Origin of the sequence: Actinomadura sp. NPDC049382, from assembly GCF_040677125.1 — a bacterium.
In the GTDB taxonomy this organism is placed as follows: Bacteria; Actinomycetota; Actinomycetes; order Streptosporangiales; family Streptosporangiaceae; genus Spirillospora; species Spirillospora geliboluensis.
In genome coordinates this window covers 73,560-99,163 of sequence record NZ_JBFARO010000024.1, presented here as the reverse complement: position 1 = coordinate 99,163, position 25,604 = coordinate 73,560, and the positions used below count along the sequence as shown (strand labels likewise).

Genomic DNA, 25,604 nt, shown 5'->3' with positions numbered 1-25,604 from the left:
TCCCGAGTTCCCGCCGCCGTCCGCCGCGCGGTCGCCGAGCGCGCCCGCGCGGGTCGGCAGGTTCAGCGGCGGCGCGCCGCGCCGGGACCGTCCCTGCGAGGCCGCGATGGCCCCGCCCGCGCCGCGCGGCTTCGCCGCGAGCACCGGTGCCTCCTCCGGCGACGGGCCCTCGCCCGCGCCCGCACCCGTCCGCCGGTCGGCGACGGCGACCGCGGTGCCGGTCGCGGCATCGCCCTGCGCCCCGGCGGCGGCCTCGGACGTCGCCTCGCGCTTCGCCCACTTGCCCAGCCGGTACCCGGCCGCGCCCGGCACGACGGCGGCCGCGACGCCGGTGGTGCTGCGGCGCGCCTCCGTGACCGACTTGTTGAGCTGCGCCTCGCTCTTCTCCCGCGACCCGACGGCCGAGTACCCGACCGCCGAGAACAGGTGCTGGAACGGTTTGCGGTAGATGAACGCCGCGAACGTCACCAGCGCGATGAGCAGCACCTGCAGGCCCCACGGCAGCGTCTCGCCGAGGATCAGGCTGTACGCCCACAGCAGCAGCGACAGCACACCGATCAGCGCCGCCTGTTTCAGCAGCATCGACAGCAGGAGTTCCAGCCATCGGACGGCGATGACCCGTCCGATGCCCGGATGTATCCCGATCCCGAGGAAGATCGGCCCGGCGACGAGCAGCAGCAGGAACGCGATCTTCACGACGATCAGCGCGATCGCGATGACCATGATGAGGAGCCCGGCGACCAGTGCCGCGAACAGCCCCCCGAACGCGACCGCGAGCCGGTTCTGCCAGTTCTTGCCCTGGAACAGCGAGTAGGACTGCGGGTAGTTGTCCTTGATGTTCTTCGTGACGTCCTTGTAGGCGTCGGCCTTCTTGCCGAGGTCGACCTTGTTGCCGCCGTACGTCTCCGGCAGGTCGACGGCCTGCGACCACAGCAGCTTGTCGGCGTTCTCCTTGACGATCTTCGCGTTGGGGTCGGTCGTGCCGAACTCGCCCTGCAGCCACGGCTTGCAGACCAGCGCCACCCACAGCCCGTTGGCGTTGCGCGTCGTCGCGTCGAGGTTCTGGGAGGTCGCCGGATCGGGCTTGCCGTCCGGCCTCGGTATACAGGTCCCGCCCTTGGTGTCGCTCTGGGGCAGCGCCGCGTTGAAGGCGGCGCTGGTCGCCTCGGACGTCTTCGTCCCGAGCGTGGTGAAGTCCGCCGGGCGCGCGATCAGCCAGACGAGCGCCACCATCGCGGCGACCATCCAGATCACGCCCTCGGTGACCTTGCTGGCCCGCTTGCGGACCAGCCCCCACCACGCGAGCCACATCGCGCCGAGGATGACCACCCACGACCAGTACCGCGCGTTGAACGTCTTGCCGATGTTGCTGATGACGCCGTCGACGGTGTCCTTCAGCCAGCCGAGCAGCGAGTCGGACGCCGCCGCCTGGTAGACGCTGATCGTCGTCCGGTCGACCGCCCGGACGATGGTGAACGTAGTGTTGGCGAGGGCGTTGCCCATCAGCGCCATGCCGTCCGAGCAGCCCATGTCGACCGCGTACCAGGTCTGCCCTGCCGTGCCGTACCGGTCGTAGTAGGTCAGCTGCTCGACCGGTGTCTTCTGCAGCTTCTCGTTCGGGTAGTCGGGCGGCTTGATCATGCCGTCCGTCCCCGACCCGTACTGCTCGGGGGGCGGGTTGTCCGCGGGACGGCACGCGTCGTTGGGCGACGGGAAGATCGGGTTGGCGCCCGCCATCGGGGACAGCCCGACCGTGAAGAGCGCCATCAGGAGCAGCACCACCGCGGAGCGGCGGGCGCGCGGACGGCGCCGGCGGCGGCCGGGGCGGTCGAGGACGGCGCGGTCGAGCCCTTCGCCGGGCGAACGCTGCAGGCGCGCCGTCCCGTGGCGGGGACTCCTCATCGGGTGACCTCCTCGGCCTCGGCCCCCGCGGCGGTGAGTTCGGACGTGCCCGGACGGGACCGGGTCGGGTTGGTGTCCAGCCAACGCTGCAGTTCCTCGGAGATCAGGTCGACGCCGATGCGCCCCGCTCGGCCGTCGAGGTCACGGAAGATGCATTCGCCGTTGCCGAGGTTGCGCAGCACGGCCTTGTGCTCGTCGGACGCCTCGACGCCGAGCAGCGACATGACGTTGCCGACCTCGACCCGTTCGGTGGAACGGAACGAGAACACCGACGACAGGCAGTTCGTCACCTGTTCGTTCAGCAGGTCCCCCGCGTTCTGGGAGACCAGGATCAGGGCGGTGTTCCGGGAGCGTCCCATGCGGGACACCTCCGGCACCAGCTTCGCGCCCTCGGGCGTCGAGGTGATCGCCCACGCCTCGTCCAGGAAGATCGCCTTCGGCAGCCGCCGGTCGAGGCCGTGCATGAGCCGCCGCGCGAACTGCGACACGAGGTACATCAGCGCCACCGACAGCCGCTGCTCGTAGGAGTAGTCCTCCCGCGAGATGGCGACGTCGGGCAGCGTCAGGCCGCCGAGCGTGAACACGGTCGTCCAGCCCTCGGTGTCGATGCGCTCCCCGCCGGACGGGTCGAAGCACAGCCGCGCGAGCCGCATCTCCGACATCGACCGGAGCACCGCGCCGAGGTTCTTGGACGCCGGGTCGGCCGCGGCCTCCAGATGGTCGACGACGCGCCCGAGCGACGGCCGCTCCGCGTTGGCGACCGCGCCGACCGCCTGGATCATCGCGGACTCGCGCTCCTCCGACATCCGCGGCAGCAGCAGCCGCAGCGTCTCGGTCGCCATCGTCTTCATCGTGGCGAGGTCGTCGCCGAACGAGAACGGGTCGAGCAGGCCGGGCGCCGCCGAGCCGAGCGGCAGGATGCGCGCCTTGCGCCCGCGCGCCTTCAGCAGCTCGACGAGCGACTCGGCGTCGCCCTTCGGGTCGATCGCCGCGATCGTCACGCCGCGCAGCGCCATCTGGTAGATCAGCAGCAGCGCCAGCGTCGTCTTGCCGCCGCCCGGCTCACCCGTGATCGCGACCGCGGTCGGCCGGTTGCGGGCCGCCGCGACGAGCGGGTCGAAGTGCACGATGGACCGGGCCCGGCCGAGCGTCTCGCCGATGTAGGGGCCGATCCAGCCCTCCTGCTCGTCGTCCGGCCGGTCGCCGAGGTCGACGGTCGCGACCGGCATGCCGCCCGCGATCGTCCGCAGCGGCTGCCGCTGCGCGTAGGCGTTCAGCCGGATCTGGTCGCCGGGCAGCGACTCCAGGAACAGCGAGAACTGGTCGCCGGTCGAGTTGACGACGTCGATGCCGATGTCGCGGTAGTGCTCGACGACCGCGTCCACCCGCTGGGCGAGCAGCTCCTCGGTCGGTGCGGACACGATCAGCCGGTGCCAGCCGTACACGAACGGCAGCCGCTCCTTGGTGATGCCGTGCTCCAGCATCCGGGCCGCGTCGATCTGCTCGGCGAGCGCGATCGGCGCCTCCGCGCCCGCCTCCCGGATGTGCTGGTCCATGTCGCGGGCGTGCGCGAGCTTGCGGGAGACGTCCTTGGACGCCTTCGCCGGCGGGATCAGCTTCATCCGCGCGCTGATCTCGACGGGGAACGGCAGCGAGTCCGAGTAGTGGAACCAGGGCTCGCCGTCCGGGAACGGCATCATGTCCGGGAACCGGGCGAACGACAGGTACGCGACGTACGACGCGGCCGTCGCGCCCCCGCCCGCGCCCGTGAAGTTCGGCTGCTCGATCCGCAGATAGGAGCGCCCGTTGTGGATCGCGCCCTCGACCAGCGACTCGATCTCGCCCTTGCCCCACGTCCGGCGCGGGACGGCGGACGGCGGCGGATCCGCCAGCGACCCCGACACCGCGTGCTGGAACAGCCACGCGACCTCCGTCGAGGTGGCGTGCCTGGCGTACAGGGCGGACCCGCCGAGCGCGCGCCCGACCCGTTCGGCCTGCTCCGTCCAGCGCGCGATCTCCTTCTTGTCGATCGCGTCGTCGTGCACGCCGAGGACGCTCTCGCTGCGCTTGTAGAACCCGAGCAGCTGCGCGAGGACGCCGCCGGACAGCTGCGCGCCCATCCCGCGCGGCCCGAGCCGCACCCCGAGGTAGACCTCCTTGGTCCAGAAGTCCTTCGCCCACACGTGCGCGTAGGTCTCCTCCAGGTACTCCCGCCATCCGGGGCCGCCGTCGGACGTCCGGTCCAGGGCGAGCGCCCACTCGGCCGCCGGGTACGTCCGGTGCGCGATCCGCAGGTGGATCTCGGCGTCCTGCATCCGGATGCCCGCGAGCGCGATCGTGATGTTCGTGGCGAGCGCCTCGCGCTCCTCCCCGGTGGTGAACTCGTACGACACCGTGGGGAGCCGGAAGTACGCCCAGGCGGCGCTGTCGGTGAACAGCACCCGGTCGTCGAAGTACCGGACGGCCAGCCGGCTGGACTTGCTCATGCCGTCCTCCCGCCCTCGGCCCCGACCGGTGCGCGCCGCTCGGCCGGACCGCCGCGCGCACGCCGTCCCGGACGAGGAGCACTCACTGATTCTCCCGGCGCCCGGGCGGCCGTGCAGGGCTGCCCGGGAGAGTGTTCACGGTCCGGACGGTCATGAACGTCAAGCCCGTCCGCCAGGGACGCCCGTTTCACTAGGGTCTCCGCTCGATGCCCGCGAGGGGCGCTCATCGGGTGGCCTCCTGCTCCTGCTGAAGCTCCTGGTAACGCTCGGGCATGACGGTGAAGCCGCCGGCGACGACACCGGCCAAGGCAAGGTAGGCACGCCGCGTCGGCGTCCGCAACGACTTCAGCTCGTTGCGCGGCGCGCGGTCCATGCTGAGGTGATCATCCCACGGGATGCGCACCAGGGCCCGGCACCTGCCGCGCGCCACGGCCTCGGCCTGCTCGACGTCGTCCATGCTGCGGCGGCTCACCCCGTTGATGACGGTCACGGCGCGGGACCGCAACTCCTCGTAGCCGTGGCCGTCCAGCCATTCGAACGTCATCGCGACGGCGCGCGGCGCGTCGGCGCTGGCCGGCGCCACGAGCACGATCTGGTCGGCGTACGGCAGGACCCGCGCGACCACGGCGGCGGCCGCGTCCAGCAGCGTCACCGAGTAGAACTTGTCGATCGTGCGGATCGCGAGCGCGTAGTCGCGGTCGTCGAGCGCCTGCAGCGGGTTCTTGCCCGCCGCGATCACGTCGAGCCCGGACTTGGCCTGCGAGGTGTACCGGCGCATCGCGGTGAGGCTGCCGACCTGGTCGGCGCGCGTGATGAGCCCGGTCAGCGTCTCGTTGGTGTCGCTGCGCGTCCGGCGGGCCAGCGCGCCCGGCCCGGGGTTCACGTCGATCGCGACGACGGGCTCCCCGTTGTGCTGCGCGAACGTGTGCCCGAGCATCAGCGCGGTGACGGTCTGCCCCGCGCCCCCGGTGCACCCGAGGACGACCACGTGCCGCGTCCCGTGGAACGGCTGCTGGAGCCGCTGCTGGTACTCGGCGTCGACCTCGCCGTGCCCGCCGCCGACGGCGTGGATGAGCCGCCGGAACCCGCCGGTGCTGACCTCGTGCTCCGGCCCCGGCGGCGTGATCGCCGGACCGGACGGCGGCGGCGCGGGCGGCGGCGGCAGCGGCCGCGGCCGCACGGGCGAGGCCGGCTGCGACCGCACCTCACGCGGCGGCGCCTGCTCCTCCACCGGCGGCGCCGGCGGCGGCACCTGCTGCGCCGCCGCAGGCTCGACAGGCTGCGGCGGGGTCTCGGCGGCCGGACGCTGCGGCCGGGACAACCCCTCCGACCACGGCTTAGGCGGCTCCCGCCGTGGCGCGGGCGGCACCGCTCGAGGCGGCGCCCCGAACGCCCCAGGCACCATCGGCACATCGGGCCGCGTCACCGGCGGCGCCCAAGGCGGCGGAGGAGGCACCGGCGCCCGAGGCCCGGCAACCTTCTTGTCCCCCGGCTCCCCACCGGACGCACCGCCCCCGGGAGCCGTCTCCTGGGCCCGCTGCCCGGACTCCACACCGGAACCGTCCGCAGGCACGGCCCCCGCAGGACTCGGCGCAGCGCCCGCCGCAGCAGCACCGGCCACCGGAACACCAGTCGGACGGCCAGGCTGCGCGGGGCCGGACTGCCGCGTCCCCTCAGACGGCACCGTCCCCGGCGCGGGAACGCCGGCCGGATCGGTGCTGCTCGACTGCCGCCCTCGCTCGGACGACGCCGGCTCTGACGTAGGCCCGCCCGTTGCAGCAGGGCCAGGTGCCGGAACACCGGTTGCGCGGATGGGATGCGTGGGGCTCTGCTGCCGGGTCGACTCAGGCTGCGTCGGCTCCGGGGAAGCCCCGCTCGCCGCACCGGCGCCGGCCGTGGGAACACCGGTCGCGGGGGTGGAGCCAGGCCGCGTTACCTCGGACGGCGGCGTCTCCGGGGCAGGACCGCCTGATGCAGCACGACCCGCCGCCGGAACACCGGCCGCAGGAGTGGCCCCCGGCTGCCGGGTCGTCTCGGGCAGCGCTGCCTCTGAGGCAGGACCGCCTGATGCGGGACGACCTGCCGCCGGAACACCGGTCGCAGGAGTGGAGCCCGGCCGCGTTGCCTCGGGCGGTGTTGCCTGGGGGGCGGGGGCGGGGCGGCCTGGCGTTGGGACGCCGGTCGCGGGTGGGGGGCCCGGCTGCCGTGTTGGCTCGGGGGGCGCTGTGTGCGGGGCGGGGCCGCCTGCTGTTGCACGGCCTGTCGCCGGGACGCCTGTTGCGGGGGTGGAGCCCGGCTGTCGTGTTGCTGCGGGCGGTGTCGTCTGCTGGGGAGGCGTGTTCGGCGCTGTGGGGTCGGCGGTGGGGGCGTTGGGCGCGGGTGCTGCGCTTCCGGGCGGGGCCGGGGCGTGCCGGGGTGGTGTGGGGGGGTGTGCGGGCTCGCGGGGGCCGTTGGCTATCTCTTCGGCGGCGCGGCGGATGTCGGCGGGGTGCTGCTGGGGGATGTCGGGACGGGTGGCGGGGGCGGCCTGCCAGATCTCGGCGGGGGCGCCGGGGCGGCGGACGCCGGAGGCCAGGGCGCGCTTGCCGGAGCCCGCCGGGGTCTCCAGCTGGGGGGTCGCCGGGGGGCGTTCCATGTCGGCGGTGGGGAGGGGCAGGACGTCGTCCTCGTGGAAGTTGTCGCGGGTGGTGCGGCGCCAGGGCTTGGGCGGGGCCGCGGCGGGCTGCTCCTGCTGGGCGGCGTACTCGACGAGGGGCGGGGGCGCCGCGGCGGTCGCGGGGCGGGGCAGGCGGGCCGGGAGCGGGGTGGGCTCGGGGTCGGCGTGCCGGCGCTTGCGGCGGGTCTTGATCGCGGCGCGTTCCGCCGCGGCGACCGGGGCGGGGCCCTCGGCGCGGCGCCAGACGCGGGCGACGATCACCACTTCGCGGGGTTCGCGGATCGGGGTGAGACGGCACCAGGTGCGGGGCTCGGCGAGGTAGCGGCTCTGCGAGAGCAGCAGCTCGGTCAGGCGCTTGCCCTCGATGACGGGGCGCGTCGCCAGCCAGGTCAGGACGCCCGGCGGGACGATGTACAGCACGTGCCAGGGCGACTCGAACGGGACGCCGACCAGCCTGAGCAGCAGGATCCAGGGCACGAACACGCCGAGGAAGACGCCGATCTGGACGAGCGGCAGCGGCATGGGCAGCCGCAGGTCGTACAGCTTGTACAGCCGCTTCTCGATGCGCCAGATGTTCGTGTACGTGGGCAGATCCACGCCCCTACTCCCCTCCCTGCGCGAGCGCCGAGCCTCCCCGGGTCAGGAGACGTCCACACCGAGGGCCGTGGCGATCGCCTTGGCCGTGGTCTCGATGATCTTCGGCACGTAGAAGATCACTCCGATGCCGATCGCCAGCACGATGAATTGCACGAATCGCGTGATCTCGCGGGTGAACAGGAAGAAGATCGCCACAATGGAGACGATCACGAGGAACAGCGGGCCGAATATCTGGCGGAGCCAATCGGCCAGCTGGTCGGTTTTGAGTTCGTCGTCGGGCGCCGCCAGGAGATCGAGCGGAATCGACGCCATGAGGTGATGCAGCATCGATGTTCTACCTTCCTCGGTCGGCGGATGCGGGGGTTCGGTTCTTCAATTCGCGGCCTCTCATGACGCGTTCGGTTCGGTGCTGCCGCGAATGTCGCGCACGAGCCAGGTCGTGCCCTTCTTGACCATGGTGAGCTGGTAGCTCTGCTCCAGCTCGCCGCCGCCGCCCCCGGCTGGCTGCCACACCACGGTCGCGGTGACGGACCGCTCGCCCTGGGCGCCCTTCGGCGCGATGACCTCCTTGACCTGCACGAACGTGACGGACTTGGCGAGGCCGGTGATGGTCGTCCCGGCGGAGAAGCGGGACAGGGCCTCCTGGTTGCCGGACGCGTACTCCGGGAAGAAGGTGCCGAGGAAGGGCTTGAGCTCGTTCTCGAGCGCGGTGTCGCGGTCGTCGAGGCCGCCCTGGGGAAGCTGCGCCTTGGTCGGCGGGGGAAGCAGGGCGGGGCGGGCGGACACGACCAGGGACCCGCTCTTGTCGGCGTAGACGGGAACGGCGAGCCGCAGCCACCGGTCGGCGGTGCGGGCGAGCAGTGTCACGGTCGCGTTGTTGGCGTCGCGGGCGTCGACTCCGGCGACCTGGACGGACTGCACCTGCATCTTCCCGACGCCGTTCCAGCCGAATTGCGCGTCGGCGCCGTCGGGCAGGAAGGTGCGCAATTGCGCCTCGCGGGCGGGCGCGGTCTTCTGGTCGTAGTTGAGATAGACGTTGGCGAACTGGATGGCGAACGCGCCCGCGGCGCTGCTGGGGAACCCGGCGCTGCGCGGCGGCTTGGACGGGGACGCGGCGCCGCCGCCGGAGTCGCCCGCGGTGAAGCGCTCGAAGGGGGCGCGGACGCCGTTGACGAGGATGACGAGGATCAGCGCCCACAGCACGGCGCGGCCGACCCACACCCACCAGCGCCCGCCGGACCCGCCCCAGCGGCCGCCCCGCGGGCCGCCGGCGCCGGACCCGCCGCGGCGGCCGTCCCGCTCGGACAGGTCCCACGAGGGGTCGACGGAGGACGCGAGCGCCCGGGCGGGCGCCGCGGTCTCCTCGACTACGGCGGTGTCACGGCCGCGTCCCACGGCCGACCTGCGAGCCATCCTGCCTCCGCTCGCGCCTCGCCCCCGGTCGGCGCGGTCCTGTGTGCCTGGTCATGTTCCGGTGGCTTTTCCGAACCCACCTTCGGGCCCAGGGTAACCACGGGCGTCAATTGTTCCAGCGCATCGCAGCGAAGCACAGCCCCGGCACGCGGTTGTGGATAATGCAATCCACCTCAACAGGAACGGGGAAGATTGCCAAACGGTGACGATCCCCTATCCAAGGCTCCGAAGAGTGCGCAGGTCCAGGTTCCGGACAAGCGGCGCGACTCGGTCGTTGCTTGGTGACCGGGTGGCGGTGACGGCCGCAATCCATTCCCGAAAGAAACCGACAAACTGGCTGATACGCGACATCACACAGCAAAACGGCAGCTCACCGGCCTCGTCCGCCCCAATGGCACCACGGAGACCGGCTGTTGCCAAAATCACACTGGTCACGGCCCTTGCCGGACCGTGACGCGCCCTCCACCGGGCCGGTCAGACGTTGAAGCGGAACTCCACGACGTCGCCGTCCTGCATCACGTACTCCTTGCCCTCCATCCGGACCCTGCCGGCGGTGCGGGCGGCGGCCATCGAGCCGGCCTCGACGAGGTCGTCGAACGAGACGACCTCCGCCTTGATGAAGCCGCGCTGGAAGTCGGTGTGGATGACGCCGGCGGCCTCCGGGGCGGTGTCGCCCTTGCGGATCGTCCAGGCGCGCGCCTCCTTGGGGCCCGCCGTCAGGTACGTCTGCAGCCCGAGGGTGCCGAACCCGATGCGGACGAGCTGCGACAGGCCCGACTCCTCCTGCCCCATGCCCTGGAGCAGTTCGAGGGCCTCGTCGTCCGGCAGCTCGATCAGCTCCGCCTCGATCTTGGCGTCCAGGAAGATCGCCTCGGCGGGCGCCACCAGGTCGCGCAGGCGCGCGCGCAGGGCCTCGTCGGTCAGCTCGCTCTCGTCGAGGTTGAAGACGTAGAGGAACGGCTTGGCGGTGAGCAGGTGCAGCTCGCGCAGCAGTGCCAGGTCGATGCCGGCCTTCTCCGCCCCCGCGAAGAGCGTCACGCCGTCGTCGAGCAGCTTCTGCGCGGCGTTCACGGCGTCGACGACGGCGAGCTTGTCCTTGTCCTTCTTGGTGCGCGCCTCCTTGTCGAGGCGCGGCAGCGCCCTCTCGATCGTCTGGAGGTCGGCCAGGATCAGCTCGGTGTTGATCGTCTCGATGTCGCGGGACGGGGCGACGTCGCCGTCCACGTGCGTGACGTCCGGGTCCTCGAAGGCGCGGATGACCTGGCAGATCGCGTTGGTCTCGCGGATGTTGGCGAGGAACTTGTTGCCGAGCCCCTGCCCCTCGGACGCGCCCTTGACGATGCCCGCGATGTCGACGAACTCCATCGTCGCCGGGATCACCTTCTGCGAGCCGAAGATCTCCGCCAGCGTGTGCAGGCGCGGGTCGGGCACCCCGACCACGCCGACGTTGGGCTCGATGGTCGCGAACGGGTAGTTGGCGGCCAGCGCGTCGTTCTTGGTCAGCGCGTTGAACAGGGTGGACTTGCCGACGTTGGGCAGCCCGACGATTCCGATGGAGAGGCTCACGGCGGTCAAGTTTATGGGCGCCCGGGCGCGCCGCGTACTGCCCGGAACGTCCGCGGGTTCCGCCGAATGTCCGGGACGGGGCGTCCCGCGGCATCCCGGCGCGTCGCGATCGCGCTTCGGCGCCGCGCTGTCACGATGAGCGGATGGACCTCGCGCTGTTCGCCGGCCTGCTCCTCGGCGCCGTGTTCGGCGCCGTCGCCGGGTACGCGCTGGCGACGGGCCGGCAGGGCGCGCTGATCGCGCGGGCGCGGGCGGCCGAGGAGAAGCTCGCCTACGCCGAGGACCGGATGGCCGAGCATTTCGAGAACCTGTCCGCGAAGGCCCTGGACGCCAGCAACCAGCGGTTCCTCGAACTGGCGGACGCGCGGCTCAAGGCCGCGGGCGTGGAGGCGGCGGGCGAGCTGCAGCGCCGCCAGCAGGCCGTCGAGCACCTGGTCGCGCCGCTCAAGGAGACCCTCGCCAAGGTGGAGGAGCAGCTCCGCGAGGTGGAGACGGGCCGCCGCGAGTCGCACGCGATGCTGGCCAAGCAGGTCGACTTCGTCCGGCAGAGCTCCGACCAGTTGCGCCGCGAGACCCAGTCGCTGGTGCGTGCGCTGCAGCGGCCCGAGGCGCGCGGCCGGTGGGGCGAGCTGCAGCTGCGGCGGGTCGTGGAGCTGGCGGGCATGGCGCACCACTGCGACTTCGACGAGCAGGCCAGCGCGGTCACGGCCGACGGGACGGTCCGTCCCGACATGGTCGTGCGGCTGGTCGGCGGCAAGAGCATCGTCGTCGACTCCAAGGTCTCGCTGGCCGCGTACCTGCAGGCCGCCGAGAGCGGCGACCCGGTCCGGCTGGACGCCCACGCCCGCCACCTGCGCGACCACGTCGAGCGGCTGGCGGCGAAGTCGTACTGGCAGGCGTTCAGCCCCGCCCCGGAGTTCGTCGTCCTGTTCATCCCCGGGGAGGCGTTCCTCGCCCCCGCGCTCGACCGCGACCCGGGCCTGCTGGAGTACGCGATGCGGCGGCGGGTGCACATCGCCACGCCGACCACCCTCATCACCATGCTGCGGACGGCGTCCTACGCGTGGCAGCAGGCCGCCCTCTCAAAGAACGCGCGCGCGGTCTTCGAGCTGGGCAAGGAGCTGTACGAGCGGCTCGGCACGATGGGCCAGCACGTCGACGAACTGGGGCGCGCCCTGACCGGGGCCATCAAGTCCTACAACCGGACGGTCGGTTCGCTGGAGACGCGCGTCCTCGTCAGCGCCCGCAAGCTGAACGAGCTGGGCGTGGTCGAGGACGGCTTGGAAGGGCCCCGTCCCGTGGAGGAGAGCCCCCGCGCGCTCTCCGCAGCGGAACTGACCGCCGAGGAGCACCGCCTGGAGGACGACCCCCTGGAGGACGATCCCCGGGAGGACGAGCGTGCTCAGCCCGCCCCGGCGCCCGAAGCGGTAGGTTTCGGCTCACAGGCCATTCCCGAGCAGGCCGACCGGCGCGACGCGCACGAGCGGGGCGAACCGGGCGGTGCGGGGCGCCGGTTCCCCGGAGCGAAGGGGTGGCGATGAGTTCATCGACGATACGCGGTGCGCAAGGCGGCGCCCCGCCGGCTCCGGAGGGTGCAGTGGGACGTCAGCACGGCGCCGCGGCACCGCGCTCGCGCGCGCGCTCGGCCGGCGCCGGAAGCCCGGTCATGCTGACCGGCCGCGGCGGCATCGTCGTGATGTTCGCCGCCGGGGTGCTGTGCGGGCTGCTGTCGCGCTGGTTCGGGGTGCCGCTGCTCGCCGGCGCCGGGTTCGCGATCGGGTGCGCGCTCGCCGCGTTCGCGACGCGCCCGGCCGACCTGCTCACGCTCGTCGTCAGCCCGCCGCTGGTGTTCTTCGCGGCGACGTTCACGGTCGTGTTCGCCACCGCGCTCGGCGACGGCTCGCTGCTGCGCGGCGTCACGGTCGGGGTGCTGACCGCGCTGGCGGCCACCGCGCCGTGGCTGTTCTTCGGGACGCTGCTGGTCCTCGTGATCTGCCTGGCGCGCGGGCTGATGACGAACGTCCGCGAGCTGCGCGACAAGCTCGCCGGGATGCGCCTGTTCGAGAAGGAGGAGAACGAGAACCCCGTCCGGTGGGACGAGTCCCCCGTGACGACGGGCGAGCGCCGCCTCCACCACGGCGAGGTGGACTGAGCGGCGCCCGCCGCGCGATGCCGCGTCTAGACGGGCGTGATGCGGAGGTCCTTGCGGAGCTCCTTCGGGAGGGAGAAGCGCATGTGCTCGGAGACGGACTCGATCTCCTCCGCCTCGCCGAAGCCGCGCTCGGCGAGCCAGGCGAGCACCTCCTGGACGAGCTCGTCCGGGACGGAGGCGCCGCTCGTGACGCCGACCGTGGTGACGCCCTCCAGCCAGGCGGGGTCGATGTGCTCGGCGTAGTCGACGAGGTGGGCGTCGTCGGCCCCGTGCTCCTTGGCGACCTCGACGAGCCGCACGGAGTTGGAGGAGTTCGTCGACCCGACCACGATGACGAGCTGCGCCTGCGCCGCCATCTCCTTCACGGCGACCTGCCGGTTCTGGGTGGCGTAGCAGATGTCGTCGGACGGCGGGTCCATCAGGTTGGGGAACCGCTCGCGGAGCTTCTCGACGGTGGCGACGGTCTCGTCGACCGACAGCGTGGTCTGGGAGAGCCACGCGACCTTGTCGGGGTCGCGGACGGTCACGTTGGCGACGTCGTCGGGGCCGTCCACGAGGTGGATGTGGTCGGGCGCCTCGCCGGTGGTGCCGATGACCTCCTCGTGGCCCTCGTGGCCGATGAGCAGGATGTCGTAGTCGTCGGCGGCGAAGCGGACCGCCTCCTTGTGGACCTTGGTGACCAGCGGGCACGTCGCGTCGATCGTGCGCAGGTTCAGGCCCGCGGCCTCCTGGTGCACGGCGGGTGCGACGCCGTGCGCGGAGAACACCACGATCGCCCCCTCGGGCACCTCCTCGGTCTCGTCCACGAAGATCGCGCCGCGCTCCTCCAGCGTCTTGACGACGTGGACGTTGTGGACGATCTGCTTGCGGACGTAGATCGGCGCCCCGTACTTCTCCAGGGCGATCTCGACCGTCTGGACGGCCCTGTCGACGCCTGCGCAGTAACCACGCGGCTTGGCGAGCAGGACACGGCGCTGGCTGTTGGCGGTCATGCCCCTATCGTACGAGTCACCGGATCGTGGGAGTGACCTGGCTGTGACCGACTCCACGGTGTCTTTGGACAGAAATCCACTAACCCGGGGTGACCGCGATCGCACCCGTGGGGCAGAGTGAAGTTCACCAGACGAGGCAGGAAGAGGAAGAGTCGATGACGAAATCGCCGCGCCGCCTCAAGGAGCAGGTCCGGGACACGGTGGGCGAGCAGGTTCGCGATCTCCCGCTGCACGCCGTCCGCCTGGCCATGTTCGGCGTCGGCCGGGCCCTGCTGCTCGGCGACCGGGTCACCAGGGACTACAAGGAGATCACCCAGGGCGGCGGCGTGAAGCCGGTGCTCGGGCGGCTGCGCGACGACGTGCAGGGCACGGCCGAGAAGGTCGTCGAGCGCGTCGTCGAGCGGGTGCGCGGCGAGGAGCCGGAGCCCGAGCCCGAGCCGGTCCGCCGCACCCGGCCCGCGGGGCGGACGGCCGCCGCGCGCGGCGAGGGCACCCGCACCGCCGGCGCGGAGATCTCCGTCGGCAAGCCCGGGGCCGCGACCAAGCCCAAGGCCGAGCCGAAGGCGGAGACCGAGGCCGAGACGGGCACGCGGCACCGGCCGAAGCACGCGCGTCCGGGCCCGCCGCCGAAGCCCGCGAAGCCCGGCGCGCTGGGCCGGCGGCACGCCAAGTCCGCGGAGGAGGCGCCGGCGGACGAGCGGGCGCCGCTCGCGAAGCCGGCCCCGTCGCCCGAGCCCGCGGAGCCGGCGCCCGAGCCCGCGCCGCAGGCCAAGCCCGCGCCGGGCGCGAAGCCGGCCGAGCCCGCGAAGTCCGAGGAGGCGCCCGCGGAGGCGTCCGACGAGGCGACCGCCGAGGCCGTCGCCAAGGACGAGAAGGCGTTCGAGCCGAAGCCGGAGACCAAGCCCGCCGCCCCGGCGGAGGCGGAGCACATCGCCGCGGACCTGCCCGTGCCCGACTACGACGCCGCCACGCTGCCGCAGCTGCGCGCGCGCCTGCGCGGCCTGACGGTCGAGCAGGTGAAGCTGCTGCGCGAGTACGAGCGCCAGCACGCCGCGCGCGAGGACATCATCCGCATGTACGAGCGCCGCATCGCCAAGCTCAACGGCCTCAACTGAACCGAGGGCACCGAGAACACCGGACGAGCGCACCGCGAGCCCCTGGGCAGGCCCCGGGGGCTCTCGGCGTCTCAGGGGCCGGTGAAGAGCTTGTCGAAGGCGGGCAGCGCCGCGGCGATCCGCGCGCGCTCGTCGCCCGACAGGTGCGCGAGCCGGTCGGCGAGGAACGACAGCCGCCGCTCCCGCCCGGCGGCCAGCAGCTCCCGGCCCGCCCCGGTGAGCCGCGCCGTGACCACGCGGGCGTCGGCGCCGTCCCGGCCGCGCGCGACGAGCCCGTCCCGCTCCAGCCGGTTGATCTGGGCGGTCATGGTCGGCAGCCGGACGCCGTGCTCGGCGGCGAGCTCGGTCATCCGGCGCGGCCCGTGCTCCAGCGAGCCCAGCACGGACAGCTGCTGGCTGGTGACCGGCTGGTCGGCTCCGGCCTGGCGCAGCATCAGCACGACGTGGCGCAGGCGCAGGTTGAGCTGCTCGGCGAGCTCGCGGTCGGATGCGGTCACGGATCACTCTCCTCGGGGTCGTAGTCAGTAGTGTTCCTGCATGGCGATGGAGACCACGGCCGAATCCCCGGTTCCGGTGCGGACGGTCCTGCAGGCGGTGAGCGGCTGGATCGGCCGGCTCGGCCGGATCTGGGTCGAGGGCCAGATCACCGACCTCAACGCCCGCGGCGGGACGGTGTACCTGACGCTCCGCGACCCGGTGGCGAACATGTCGGTGCGGGTCGTCGGGCCGCGCGCCGTGGTCGAGGCGGCGGGCCCGGCGGTGACCGACGGCGCCCGCGTCGTGGTGCACGCCAAGCCGGACTTCTGGATCAACCGGGGGACGTTCTCGCTCAGCGCGCTGGAGATCCGCCCGGTCGGCGTCGGCGAGCTGCTGGCCCGGCTGGAGCGGCTGAAGCAGGTGCTGGCGTCCGAGGGGCTGTTCCGGCCGGAGCGCAAGCGGCCGCTGCCGTTCCTGCCGGGGAAGATCGGGCTGATCTGCGGGCGCGACTCCGACGCCGAGCACGACGTCCTGCAGAACGCCCGGCGGCGCTGGCCCGCGGTCGCGTTCCGGGTGGAGAACACCGCGGTGCAGGGCTCGTACGCGGTCGGCGAGGTGATGGAGGCGCTGCGGGCGCTGGACGCCGATCCCGAGATCGATGTGATCATCATCGCGCGGGGCGGCGGCGCGATGGAAGACCTGCTGCCGTTCTCCGACGAGGCGCTGGTGCGGGCGGTGTCGGCGGCGCGCACCCCGGTGGTCAGCGCGATCGGCCACGAGCAGGACTCCCCGATCCTGGACCTCGTCGCGGACGTGCGGGCCTCGACGCCGACGGACGCGGCGAAGAAGACCGTCCCGGACGTGCGGGAGCAGCTCCAGCTCGTCCGGCAGCTGCGCGACCGGGGGCGGCGGTGCCTGTCGGGGGCCGTCGAGCGGGAGCTGGCGTGGCTGCGCGCGGTGCGGTCGCGGCCCGCGCTGGCCGACCCGGTGCGGGAGATCGAGCGGCAGTCCGAGCAGGTCGCGGCGCTGCGGGACCGGGCGCGGCGGTGCCTGTCGGGGGCGCTGGACCGGGCCGGGGACGAGCTGTCGCACACCCGCGCCCGGCTGCTGGCCCTCTCCCCCGCCGCGACGCTGGAGCGCGGCTACGCGATCGTCCAGCGCGAGGACGGGGCGGTGGTGCGGGAGTCGGCGGCGGTCAAGGACGGCGAGGCGCTGCACGTCCGGCTGGCCGACGGGCGCCTCGGCGTGACCGTGGCCGGCCGCGAGGGGTCTTAGGGTGGGGCAGGTGGCGGACGACAAGGAGACGGCGGAGAAGCCGTCGTACGAGCAGGCACGGGACGAGCTGACCGAGGTCGTCAAGCGGCTGGAGGCGGGCGGGCTGACGCTGGAGGAGTCCCTCGCGCTCTGGGAGCGGGGCGAGCGGCTCGCGGCGGTCTGCGAGGAGTGGCTGGAGGGCGCCCGCGCGCGGCTGGCCGCCGCCCTCGACCGCCCGGAGAACGGCGACGCCGCCCCGTTCTGAGGCGCGCGGGCCCGGGCGTCCACCCCGGGCCCGGCCGTCAGGAGCCGGGTGTCGGCGCCGTCGAGGGCGCCAGCTTCGCGCCGCCCTTGGCCTGCGCCTTGAGGGCCGCCGCGAGGACCGCCAGCTCCTCGTAGGACGCGGTGCCGGTCACGACGACGCTGCTGCCGTCCGGCAGGGTGCGGGCGAGGGTGTTCGCCTTCTTGTCCTTGCGGTGGTACTTCGTCCAGGTGACGTCGCCGACCTGCTGCGTCCCGGTCGGCTTGCCGCTGTTGGCCATGCGCGGGACGTACTCGGACGCCTTCTCGTCGCTCTGCTCCAGCGCCGCGTACTCGTCGCTCGGCGTCACGAACCCGAGGTGCCACGCGACGGGCGTGTCACCGCCCGCGCCGAGGCCGGTGAGCCGGGAGCTGTTCGGGCGCCAGCCGGCGGGCAGCCCTTCGGGGGCCCACACGGTGAAGGGCGCGTCGTTGCGCATCGCCCACAGCTGCGAGCTGTAGTCGACGGTCGGCAGGACCTCCTCGTCGCTGCGCGGCGACACCACGTAGACCGCCAGCACCAGCACCAGGCACGCGGCCATCGCGATCGCGAAGCCGCTGAGGCCGGTCGTGAGCCGCTTGTGCACGCCGGGGCTGACCTCGACGACGGGACGTCCCGCCGGCGCCCCCTGCTCGTCCCGGCCGCCCTGCTCCGCCTGGACGCCCTGCTCCGCCTGGACGCCGTGTTCTTCCTGGCCGCCCTGCTCCTCCCGGGCGCCGGTCTCCGCGGTCTCGGCCGCGGACGCCGCGCCGCCCGCGGTCTCCGCGGCGCTCTCGGGCGCGCTCTCCGGCGTGGCGGGGGCAGGGGACGGGGTCTTGTCGGTCACCCCTCCAGGATCCCCCACGGTCAGCGCTGCTCGGTACCGGGGTTGCGGATCGTGCCGACGATGCCCATGATCTTGTCGGCGAGGCGGCGGGCGGCGACCTCGTCGTCCAGCAGCGAGATCTCGGATACGGCGCCCGCCATCGCGCCGGTCAGCACGGTGACGAGGGCCTCGTCCACGCCGCCGTCGGCGGTGTGGAACAGCGCGGCGTTGCGCCGCGCCCACTTGTTGAGCCGCTGGCGCATGACGCGGTCGAACCCGGGCGGGCCGTCGCCGGAGATGAACAGCCGGGCGACGTCGCGCTCGTCGAGGCAGCCGTTCAGGTAGGCGCCCGCGCCGGCGATGAACTGCCGCATGGGGTCGGTCTCGCCGGCCTCGCGGACGGCGTTGATCGCGTCGCGGGTGCGCTCCTGCTGGCGGCCCTGGAAGTCCTCGAACAGCGTGAGGTACAGGTCCGCCTTGCCGTTGAAGTGGTGGTACAGGCTGCCGACGCTGGCGCCGGCCTTGGCGACGATGTCGGTCACCGCGGCCTGGGCGAAGCCCGACGCACAGAAGACGTCCCTCGCCGCGGCCAGCAGGGCGCCGCGGGTGGCGGCGCCGCGGTCGGAGGTCCGCGCGGGGGAGTCGGCGGACCGCGCGCCCCCGCCGCGGGCCGCCTCGCCGGACGAGACGTCGATGTCGCTGCTCATGACGCCTGAGATTACGCCCTCTCCCATGGGGAAACGATCCCTTGCCCGCGGGACCGTCAAATACCGGTGGCGCGGGCGGTCGGTACCGCGGGTGCCGGTACGCTCCGTTTCCCGGCTGGTCTGGTCCAATTTGTGACCCGCCGTCCGGTCACCGGAGAATCCGAGGCACCACCGAACGAAGGGGCTGCCCCGTCATGTCCGATGAGACCACCGTTTCCTCCCCGCTCACGACCGAGCCGTCCGCGCCGGACCGCAACCTGGCGATGGAGCTGGTCCGGGTGACCGAGGCCGCCGCGATGGCCGCCGCCCGCTGGGTCGGCCGCGGGGACAAGAACGGCGCCGACGGGGCCGCCGTGAACGCCATGCGCCAGCTGATCAACACGGTGTCCATGCGCGGCGTCGTCGTGATCGGCGAGGGCGAGAAGGACCACGCGCCGATGCTGTTCAACGGCGAGGAGGTCGGGGACGGCTCCGGCGCCGAGTGCGACGTGGCGGTCGACCCCGTGGACGGGACCCGGCTGACCGCGCTCGGCATGAACAACGCGATCGCGGTGCTGTCGGTGGCCCCGCGCGGGTCGATGTTCGACCCGTCCGCGGTGTTCTACATGGAGAAGCTGGTGACCGGCCCGGAGGCGGCGGACGCCGTCGACATCGAGCGCCCGATCGCCGACAACATCCGCGCGATCGCCCGCGCGAAGGGCTCCTCGCCGAACGACGTGACCGTGTGCATCCTGGACCGGCCGCGGCACGAGGGCATCGTGAAGGAGGTCCGCGAGGCCGGCGCGCGGATCAAGTTCATCCTGGACGGCGACGTGGCCGGCGCGATCATGGCGTCCCGGCCGGGCACCGGCGTCGACCTGCTGCTCGGCATCGGCGGCACCCCGGAGGGCATCATCGCGGCGTGCGCGATCAAGGCGCTCGGCGGGGTGATCCAGGGCCGGCTGTGGCCGCAGGACGAGGCGGAGAAGCGCAAGGCGGAGGACGCCGGGCACGAGCTCGGCCGGGTGCTGACCACCGACGACCTGGTGACGTCCGACGACGTGTTCTTCGCCGCCACCGGGATCACCGACGGTGAGCTGGTCGACGGCGTCCGCTACAGCAAGGGCACGGCGGTGACGCACTCGCTGGTCATGCGCTCACGCAGCGGGACGATCCGGACGATCTCCAGCGAGCACCACCTCGCCAAGCTCCGCGCTTACAGCGCGATCAACTTCGACACGGCGGTCTGACCGGCGGCGCTAGGCGCGGCGGCCCCGGCCGAGGCGATCGCGGACGCGGGTGCGCAGCGACCGCTTCGGCGCGCGGGCGCGCACCGAGGCGAAGATCATGGTGCCGCAGACCTCGACGGTGGGCCCGTCCTGCGCGGGGCGGGCCCGCAGGTCGCGGGTGCTGAGGATGCTGCGGCCGGTGACCCGCACGCCGACGCCCTCGGGGACGAGGAGCCGGATCCGGCCGCCGAGCACCAGCGGGTCGACCACGATGTGCCGGCGCTGCAGGACGGCCTCGCGCAGGTCGAGCTCGACCGTCCCGAACAGGGCCAGCACGGGCAGCTTCACGGGCACGACCCAGCGCCCCTCCCGGCGGGTGCGGCCGAAGAGGACCGTGACCGGGCGGTCGTCCACGAGGATGGGCTGCGCCTCCTCGGGGCCGAGGTCGCCGGTGAGGCCGGTCAGCTCGCCGAGGGTGCGGGCGGCGTAGGCGCGGGCGGTGCGCTCGGAGTGCTCGGCCATGCTGAGCCGCCCGTCGGCGACCGCCTCGCCGAGGACGGCGACGACGCGTTCCCGGTCGGCGTCGGACGCGCGCAGGTCGCGCACGCTGGTGGCCTTCGCGGCCGGGCGCTGGGGAACGTCCACATCTAGAAGATTAACCGCCGTCCGGCGCGGGGGCCGCCGAAAAACCTGTGGGGTTGTGTCCGGGCCTGTCCTTACTGTGAGGGGTATGACCTTGCAACGTGCCCAGATCGCCGCTGCCCGGGACGGGGCCGGCACGGCGGCGATCAGCCTGCGGGGCGTCGTGAAGCGGTTCGGCGACTTCACCGCCGTGGACGGGCTGGACCTGGAGGTCCCCACCGGGATCTGCCTGGGGCTGCTGGGCCCGAACGGCGCCGGGAAGTCGACGACCATGAAGATGCTGACCGCGCAGGCGATCGCCGACGAGGGCAGCATCGAGGTGCTCGGCTTCGGCGTCCCGCGCGAGTCCAAGCGCGCGCGGGCCGTGATGGGGGTCGTCCCGCAGCAGGACAACCTGGACGAGGAGCTGACCGCCCGCGAGAACCTGGAGGTGTTCGCGCACCTTTACCGGGTGCCCCGCAAGGAGCGGCGCCGGGCCGTGGACGACGCGCTCGCGATCGCGCACCTGACCGAGCGGCAGCGGACGAAGGTGGACGACCTGTCCGGCGGCATGCGGCGGCGGCTGCTGATCGCCCGCGGGCTGGTGCACCGGCCCGCCCTCGTCCTGCTGGACGAGCCGACCGTGGGCCTCGACCCGCAGGTGCGGGCGGAGCTGTGGGGGCTGATCGACGGGCTGCGCGCGGGCGGCACGACCGTGCTGATGTCCACGCACTACATCGAGGAGGCCGAGCGCCTCGCGGACGAGTGCGCGCTGATGTCGCACGGCAAGGTGATCGCGCGGGGCTCGCCGGCCGCGCTGGTGGCCGAGTTCGCGGGCGACCGGGTGGTCGAGCACTACGGGCCGCCCGACCGGCTGACCGAGGTGGAGCGGCTCGCGCGGGCCGCGGGGCTGCCGACGCGCCGCACGGGCCCGTCGGTGTCGGTGCTGAAGGCGGAGACCATCCCGCCCTCCCTGGAGGACGAGCTGGGCCCGGACGGCGTGCGCCGCGCCGCCAGCCTGGAGGACGTGTTCGTGGTGCTGACCGGGGAGCGTGTCGAATGACCCGGACGGAAGTGGAGCGGGCGCCGCGGCTGCGGCGGTTCGAGTTCGCGCCGGTGCGCGGCATCTGGCGGCACGAGCTGGCGCTCTACAAGCGGTACTGGAAGTCGCAGTCGTTCGCCTCGATGGTGGAGCCGACGTTCTTCCTGCTCGCGTTCGGCTACGGGTTCGGGTCGATGGTCGCGGTCATCGGCGACTACCGGTACCTCGACTTCGTCGCGACCGGCGTCGTCGGGACGGCGGCGCTGTTCACGTCGGTGTTCCCGGGCATGTTCAACGGCTACATCAGGCGGGTGTTCCAGCACACCTACGACGGGATGCTCGCGGCGCCGGTGGACGTCCACGAGCTGGTGACGGCCGAGGCGCTGTGGATCGCGGCGAAGTCGGCGGTGTACTCGTGCACGCCGATCGTGGTGGCGCTGTTCTTCGGCCTGGATCCCGCGTTCGGGATGCTGCTGGTGCCGTTCATCACGTTCTTCACCGCGCTCGGCTTCGGGCTGTTCGGCATGTGGACGTCCTCGGTCGTCCCGTCGATCAACTCGTTCGACTACGTGATCACCGGCGTGGTGACGCCGCTGTTCCTGATCGCCGGGACGTTCTTCCCGGTGGACGCGCTGCCCGGCTGGGCGCAGAAGGTCTCCTACCTGAACCCGCTCTACCACTGCGTCGAGCTGGTCCGGGACGCGGTGTTCGGCCTTCACCCGCTGGCCGACCTCGGGCATCTGGCGGGCCTGGTGGCGTTCGCGGCGCTGATGTGGGTCATCGCCGTCCGGGGGATGCGCAGGCGCCTCATCGACTGATCGCCCCCGGGAGACGATTGACCGGCGGCCCGCCCTGTCTCTACGCTGACGCGAATCTTATTCACGTTGTGCCTCGCAGAGAGGTCGGGCCGCATGACCCAGGGCATCACCGTACGGGACCGCCAGGCCCGGTCCGCCGCGTACACGGCGTTCGCCGTCCAGGGGCTCTGCTTCGCCTCGCTGGTGACGCAGGTTCCGCAGATCCAGAAGTCCCACCACCTCAGCGACGCCACGCTCTCGCTGGTGCTGCTGATGGTGCCGCTCGTCGCGGGGGTCGGCAGCGTCGCGTCCGGCGCCCTGTTCCAGCGGTTCGGCAGCGGCCCGGTGCTGCGGGTCTCCCAGCCCGCCGTCGCGGTCGTGATCGCGCTGATCGGCCTCACCGGCGACAACGACGTCGCGCTGTACGCCGCGGTCGCCGCGTTCGGCCTGTTCGTCGGCGCGGTGGACGCCTCGATGAACGCCCAGGCCATCGCCGTCGAGCGCCGCTACGGCCTCAGCCTGATCACCGGCTTCTACGCGGTGTGGAGCGTCGCCGGCATCCTCGGCGGCCTCTGGGCGTCGCTGTCCAACAAGATCGACCTGCCGCTGTCCGCCTGCTTCGCGATCGCCGCCGCCGCGGGGATCGCCGGGTCCCTCGCCACCGGGCACCGCCTCTACCGCCGCGCTGAGGAGGGCGACGGGCCGACCGCCGAGGAGCTGAAGGCCGCCGGACGCAGCGTCCCGTGGCGCCCGATCCTCATCGTCGGCGCCGCGATGGCCGTCGCCTACCTCGCCGACTCGGCGATCTCCAGCTACGGCGCCAAGTACCTGGACGACGAGCTGTCGGCGAGCGACTGGGTCGCGCCGCTCGGCTACGTCGCCTACCAGATCACGATGGTGGTCAGCCGGGCCGTCGCGGACCTCGCCGTCCGCCGCTCGGGCGCCGTCCGGGTGGTGCGGATCGGCGGCCTGGTCGGCCTCGTCGGCATGGCGGGCGTGGTCGCCGCCCCGAACGCGGCGGTCGCCATCGCGGCGTTCGCGCTCGCCGGCCTCGGCCTCAGCGTGATCGCCCCGGTCTCCTTCTCCGCCGCCGGCCGGGTCGACCCGACCGGCCTGGGCGTCGCGGTGGCCCGCGTGAACATCTTCAACTACGTGGGCTTCGTCCTGGGCGCCGCGGTCGTAGGCGCGATCGCCCCCCTGAGCGCCGACCACGGCCTACGGATAGCCTTCATCGTCCCCACGGCCTTGATCCTGGTCGTCTTCGCCACCGCCAAGGGCTTCGCCCCCAGCCCGGCGAAGGACACCGCTCCGCCCGCCCCCACAATGCAACGCCCAACAGTCTGACCCGAGCCCCACAGAACCACGGGGCGGGCGGCCGGAGGGCGCCCAACGCCCGGAGGTCGCCCGCCCCGCCGGCCGAGAGGCCGTTTCACGAGACGCGCCAGCGGATCGGGAAACGGCCTCTCGGCCGTAACGGGGGTTCCAGGGGGTCGCCCCCTGGCCAAACACAGTCACGGGTCGGGCGGCCGGAGGGCGCTCTAGCGCCCGGAGGCCGCCCGACCCGCCGAGCCGGGCGACCGCAGCGACACACGACAAACCCGCACGGTCACAAGAACCGAAACCGTGGCGTGAGGATCGACCGGCTCGTAACGGGGGTTCCAGGGGGTCGCCCCCCTGGGTTGATCAAGCGTCCTCTAGGAGGCGCAATGCCTTTTCGCCTTCTGCTTGGGCTTGTTCGGGGGTCAGGTCGGTCAGGGCGCGGCTGAGGGCCACTTCGGCGGCGTCCGCGGCGGCGCGGAGGGTCACCGCGTGCTCCTGCGCCCTTTCGAGGTCGCCCAGGCCGATGCAGTCGAAGGCCACCCGCGCATCGTGGCCGGCCATCTTCAGCTGCCGCGCGGCCTCATCCAGACTCATGCAAACCTCCTACTCCAGGGATGTCGGTCCTACCCACCGGCACCCTGGGTAATCGCTTGACCCAGCAGTTCCGCTGCTTTGACCAGGCGTGTCTCGCCCATTCCGGCGTAGCCGAGGACGAGCGCGGGCGGCGCGGCGGCGGCGCGCTCCGGCCACCACAGGGGGCGGGCGCCCGCGACGGCGACGCCGGCGCGGGCCGCGCGGGCGACGATCGCGTCCTCGTCGCTTCCGTCCGGCAGTTCCACGTAGAGGTGGATGCCCGCCGACACGCCGCGAACCCTCGCGCCGGGGAGATGTTCGGCCAGCGCGGCGGCGAGCACGTCCCGGCGGGCCCGGTAGCGGCGCCGCATGGTGCGCAGGTGCCGGTCGTAGCCGCCGCTGCGGAGGAACTCGGTCAGCGCGTGCTGCTCCAGGACGGGCGCGCCGAGGTCGGTGACGGCGCGGTGCTCGCGCAGCCGCCCGACGAGGGAGGGCGGCGCGACGGCCCAGCCCAGCCGCAGCGCGGGGGCGAGGGACTTGCTCACCGAGCCGAGCAGGACGACCCGTTCGGGGTCGACGCCCTGGAGGCAGCCGACGGGGTCGCGGTCGTAGCGGAACTCGGCGTCGTAGTCGTCCTCCAGGATCAGGCCGTCCACGTCGCGCGCCCAGGCGATCAGGGCGGCGCGCCGGGCCGGGGAGAGCACGACGCCGGTCGGGTACTGGTGCGCGGGCGTGACCAGGACGGCGCGGGCGCCGCTGCGGGCGAGGGCCGCGACGTCGAGGCCCACGCCGTCCACGGGGACGCGGGCGAGCCGCAGCCCGGCGGACTCCATCATCGGCAGCTGCCGGGCGCTGGTCGGGTCCTCCACCGCGAGCGTCCGGTGCCCGCCGGCGCGCAGCAGCGCGAGCAGCGCGGACAGGCCCTGCGCGACCCCGTTCATGATCACGACGCGGTCGGGGTCGGCGTGCGCGGCGCGGACCCGGCCGAGGTAGCCCGCCAGTTCCGCGCGCAGCGCCGGGACGCCGCCGGGGTCGGGGTAGCCGAGGGCGTCGTTCGGGAGGGTGCGCAGCGCGGCGCGGGCGGCGGCGATCCAGCGTTCGCGGGGGAAGGCGGACAGGTCGGGCCGGCCGGGGGTCAGGTCGTAGGACGGCGCGGGCGGCGGGTCGCCGGGCCGGGCCGCCGCGCCGTGTCCCGGCGGCGCGTCCTGCTGCGGGGTCCCGCCGTACTGCCGTGTTCCGGCGTACCGCGGTGTCTCGCCGTGCCGCGCGGACGTGTCGGGGCGGGGTGTCGCGCCGTGCCGCGGCGGCGCGCCGTCCGGCGGGGCGGCGGACGTGTCGGGGCGGGCCAGGGGTGCGACCCGGGTGCCGTCGCCGCGCCGCGCGATGAGGAAGCCCTCCGCGGTGAGCTGCTCGTACGCGGTGACGACGACGCCGCGGGAGACGTCCAGGTCGCGCGCCAGGTCACGGCTCGACGGCAGCCGGGTCCCGGCGGTCAGCCGGCCGGAGCGCACGGCCGCGCGGAACCCGGCGGCGATCTGCGCCGCCAGCCGGCCGGCGGACCGGTCCAGGGGAAGGTGAAGGTCGGTCACATGACCCTCAGCGCCAAGAGGGAGCCCGAGC

The 25,604-nt window shown here is 73.3% G+C and carries 22 protein-coding genes; 9 read left to right on the top strand and 13 right to left on the bottom strand.

What is annotated here, in order from left to right; all coding sequences use genetic code 11:
* The 6 genes from AB0K34_RS17645 to ychF all read right to left on the bottom strand — a co-directional run.
* Window positions 1-1,902, bottom strand: a 1,902-nt coding sequence (locus AB0K34_RS17645; RefSeq protein ID WP_364549692.1) for a type IV secretion system protein, incomplete at its 3' end; no start/stop codon positions are given.
* Window positions 1,899-4,388 (bottom strand): ATP-binding protein, encoded by a 2,490-nt coding sequence (locus tag AB0K34_RS17640; RefSeq protein ID WP_301175219.1) that lies wholly within the window; start codon window positions 4,386-4,388, stop codon window positions 1,899-1,901. The genes AB0K34_RS17645 and AB0K34_RS17640, both read right to left, overlap by 4 nt.
* A 223-nt stretch (window positions 4,389-4,611) precedes the next feature.
* Window positions 4,612-7,641, bottom strand: coding sequence for a TcpE family conjugal transfer membrane protein (locus tag AB0K34_RS17635; protein WP_364549690.1), 3,030 nt, complete (start codon window positions 7,639-7,641; stop codon window positions 4,612-4,614).
* Between the two features lie 42 nt (window positions 7,642-7,683).
* The gene (locus tag AB0K34_RS17630) at window positions 7,684-7,953 is read right to left on the bottom strand and encodes a hypothetical protein (RefSeq protein ID WP_301177715.1); all 270 of its coding nucleotides are present in this window, start codon (window positions 7,951-7,953) and stop codon (window positions 7,684-7,686) included.
* 75 nt (window positions 7,954-8,028) lie between these two features.
* Entirely contained in the window at window positions 8,029-9,054 is a 1,026-nt protein-coding gene (locus tag AB0K34_RS17625; protein WP_301177713.1) for a conjugal transfer protein, read from the bottom strand.
* Between the two features lie 474 nt (window positions 9,055-9,528).
* Window positions 9,529-10,620: a redox-regulated ATPase YchF gene (gene ychF, locus AB0K34_RS17620; RefSeq protein ID WP_138639179.1), complete on the bottom strand. Its 1,092-nt coding sequence runs from the start codon at window positions 10,618-10,620 to the stop codon at window positions 9,529-9,531.
* Between the two features lie 143 nt (window positions 10,621-10,763).
* Here ychF and AB0K34_RS17615 point away from each other — a divergent pair, with 143 nt between their 5' ends.
* Together AB0K34_RS17615 and AB0K34_RS17610 are read left to right on the top strand one after the other, a co-directional pair.
* The gene (locus tag AB0K34_RS17615; protein ID WP_301177712.1) at window positions 10,764-12,161 is read left to right on the top strand and encodes a DNA recombination protein RmuC; all 1,398 of its coding nucleotides are present in this window, start codon (window positions 10,764-10,766) and stop codon (window positions 12,159-12,161) included.
* 125 nt (window positions 12,162-12,286) lie between these two features.
* On the top strand, window positions 12,287-12,772 hold the full coding sequence (locus AB0K34_RS17610; protein WP_301177711.1) for a DUF6542 domain-containing protein: 486 nt from the start codon (window positions 12,287-12,289) through the stop codon (window positions 12,770-12,772).
* Window positions 12,773-12,798: 26 nt separating this feature from the next.
* Here the strand turns inward: AB0K34_RS17610 and AB0K34_RS17605 are convergent, their stop codons facing one another.
* The gene (locus AB0K34_RS17605; protein WP_301177710.1) at window positions 12,799-13,764 is read right to left on the bottom strand and encodes a 4-hydroxy-3-methylbut-2-enyl diphosphate reductase; all 966 of its coding nucleotides are present in this window, start codon (window positions 13,762-13,764) and stop codon (window positions 12,799-12,801) included.
* 155 nt (window positions 13,765-13,919) lie between these two features.
* On the opposite strand from AB0K34_RS17605, the gene AB0K34_RS17600 reads away from it, so the two are divergent.
* Window positions 13,920-14,879: a hypothetical protein gene (locus AB0K34_RS17600; protein WP_301177709.1), complete on the top strand. Its 960-nt coding sequence runs from the start codon at window positions 13,920-13,922 to the stop codon at window positions 14,877-14,879.
* A gap of 71 nt (window positions 14,880-14,950) precedes the next feature.
* Here the strand turns inward: AB0K34_RS17600 and AB0K34_RS17595 are convergent, their stop codons facing one another.
* Window positions 14,951-15,376, bottom strand: coding sequence for a MarR family transcriptional regulator (locus AB0K34_RS17595; RefSeq protein WP_338072601.1), 426 nt, complete (start codon window positions 15,374-15,376; stop codon window positions 14,951-14,953).
* A 40-nt stretch (window positions 15,377-15,416) separates the two neighbouring features.
* Here AB0K34_RS17595 and xseA point away from each other — a divergent pair, with 40 nt between their 5' ends.
* Window positions 15,417-16,631 (top strand): exodeoxyribonuclease VII large subunit, encoded by a 1,215-nt coding sequence (gene xseA, locus AB0K34_RS17590; RefSeq protein ID WP_301177708.1) that lies wholly within the window; start codon window positions 15,417-15,419, stop codon window positions 16,629-16,631.
* 10 nt (window positions 16,632-16,641) lie between these two features.
* A complete protein-coding gene (locus AB0K34_RS17585) occupies window positions 16,642-16,875 on the top strand; it encodes an exodeoxyribonuclease VII small subunit (protein ID WP_138639174.1) in 234 nt (77 codons plus the stop codon).
* Between the two features lie 37 nt (window positions 16,876-16,912).
* On the opposite strand, the gene AB0K34_RS17580 is transcribed toward AB0K34_RS17585, so the two are convergent.
* Together AB0K34_RS17580 and AB0K34_RS17575 are read right to left on the bottom strand one after the other, a co-directional pair.
* Window positions 16,913-17,737, bottom strand: a complete 825-nt coding sequence (locus AB0K34_RS17580) for a DUF4245 domain-containing protein (RefSeq protein ID WP_301177707.1) — start codon at window positions 17,735-17,737, stop codon at window positions 16,913-16,915.
* Window positions 17,738-17,757: 20 nt separating this feature from the next.
* Window positions 17,758-18,423 carry a TetR/AcrR family transcriptional regulator gene (locus AB0K34_RS17575; protein ID WP_138639173.1) on the bottom strand — a complete coding sequence of 222 codons (666 nt, stop codon included), beginning with the start codon at window positions 18,421-18,423 and terminating at the stop codon, window positions 17,758-17,760.
* Between the two features lie 194 nt (window positions 18,424-18,617).
* On the opposite strand from AB0K34_RS17575, the gene glpX reads away from it, so the two are divergent.
* Entirely contained in the window at window positions 18,618-19,652 is a 1,035-nt protein-coding gene (glpX, locus tag AB0K34_RS17570) for a class II fructose-bisphosphatase (protein ID WP_138639172.1), read from the top strand.
* Between the two features lie 9 nt (window positions 19,653-19,661).
* Here the strand turns inward: glpX and AB0K34_RS17565 are convergent, their stop codons facing one another.
* On the bottom strand, window positions 19,662-20,276 hold the full coding sequence (locus tag AB0K34_RS17565) for a DUF1707 domain-containing protein (RefSeq protein ID WP_240808231.1): 615 nt from the start codon (window positions 20,274-20,276) through the stop codon (window positions 19,662-19,664).
* 85 nt (window positions 20,277-20,361) lie between these two features.
* Here AB0K34_RS17565 and AB0K34_RS17560 point away from each other — a divergent pair, with 85 nt between their 5' ends.
* The 3 genes from AB0K34_RS17560 (at window position 20,362) to AB0K34_RS17550 (ending at window position 23,435) form a co-directional block, all read left to right on the top strand.
* On the top strand, window positions 20,362-21,315 hold the full coding sequence (locus tag AB0K34_RS17560; RefSeq protein WP_138639171.1) for an ABC transporter ATP-binding protein: 954 nt from the start codon (window positions 20,362-20,364) through the stop codon (window positions 21,313-21,315).
* Window positions 21,312-22,112 carry an ABC transporter permease gene (locus AB0K34_RS17555; protein WP_138639170.1) on the top strand — a complete coding sequence of 267 codons (801 nt, stop codon included), beginning with the start codon at window positions 21,312-21,314 and terminating at the stop codon, window positions 22,110-22,112. The genes AB0K34_RS17560 and AB0K34_RS17555 overlap by 4 nt, the downstream gene beginning before the upstream one ends.
* Before the next feature lie 93 nt (window positions 22,113-22,205).
* Window positions 22,206-23,435, top strand: coding sequence for an MFS transporter (locus AB0K34_RS17550; RefSeq protein ID WP_171069243.1), 1,230 nt, complete (start codon window positions 22,206-22,208; stop codon window positions 23,433-23,435).
* A gap of 339 nt (window positions 23,436-23,774) precedes the next feature.
* Here AB0K34_RS17550 and AB0K34_RS17545 read toward each other — a convergent pair whose 3' ends face one another.
* Window positions 23,775-24,005, bottom strand: coding sequence for a hypothetical protein (locus AB0K34_RS17545; protein WP_176195278.1), 231 nt, complete (start codon window positions 24,003-24,005; stop codon window positions 23,775-23,777).
* Between the two features lie 29 nt (window positions 24,006-24,034).
* Entirely contained in the window at window positions 24,035-25,573 is a 1,539-nt protein-coding gene (locus AB0K34_RS17540; RefSeq protein WP_364549685.1) for a PLP-dependent aminotransferase family protein, read from the bottom strand.
* Window positions 25,574-25,604 lie beyond the last annotated feature (31 nt).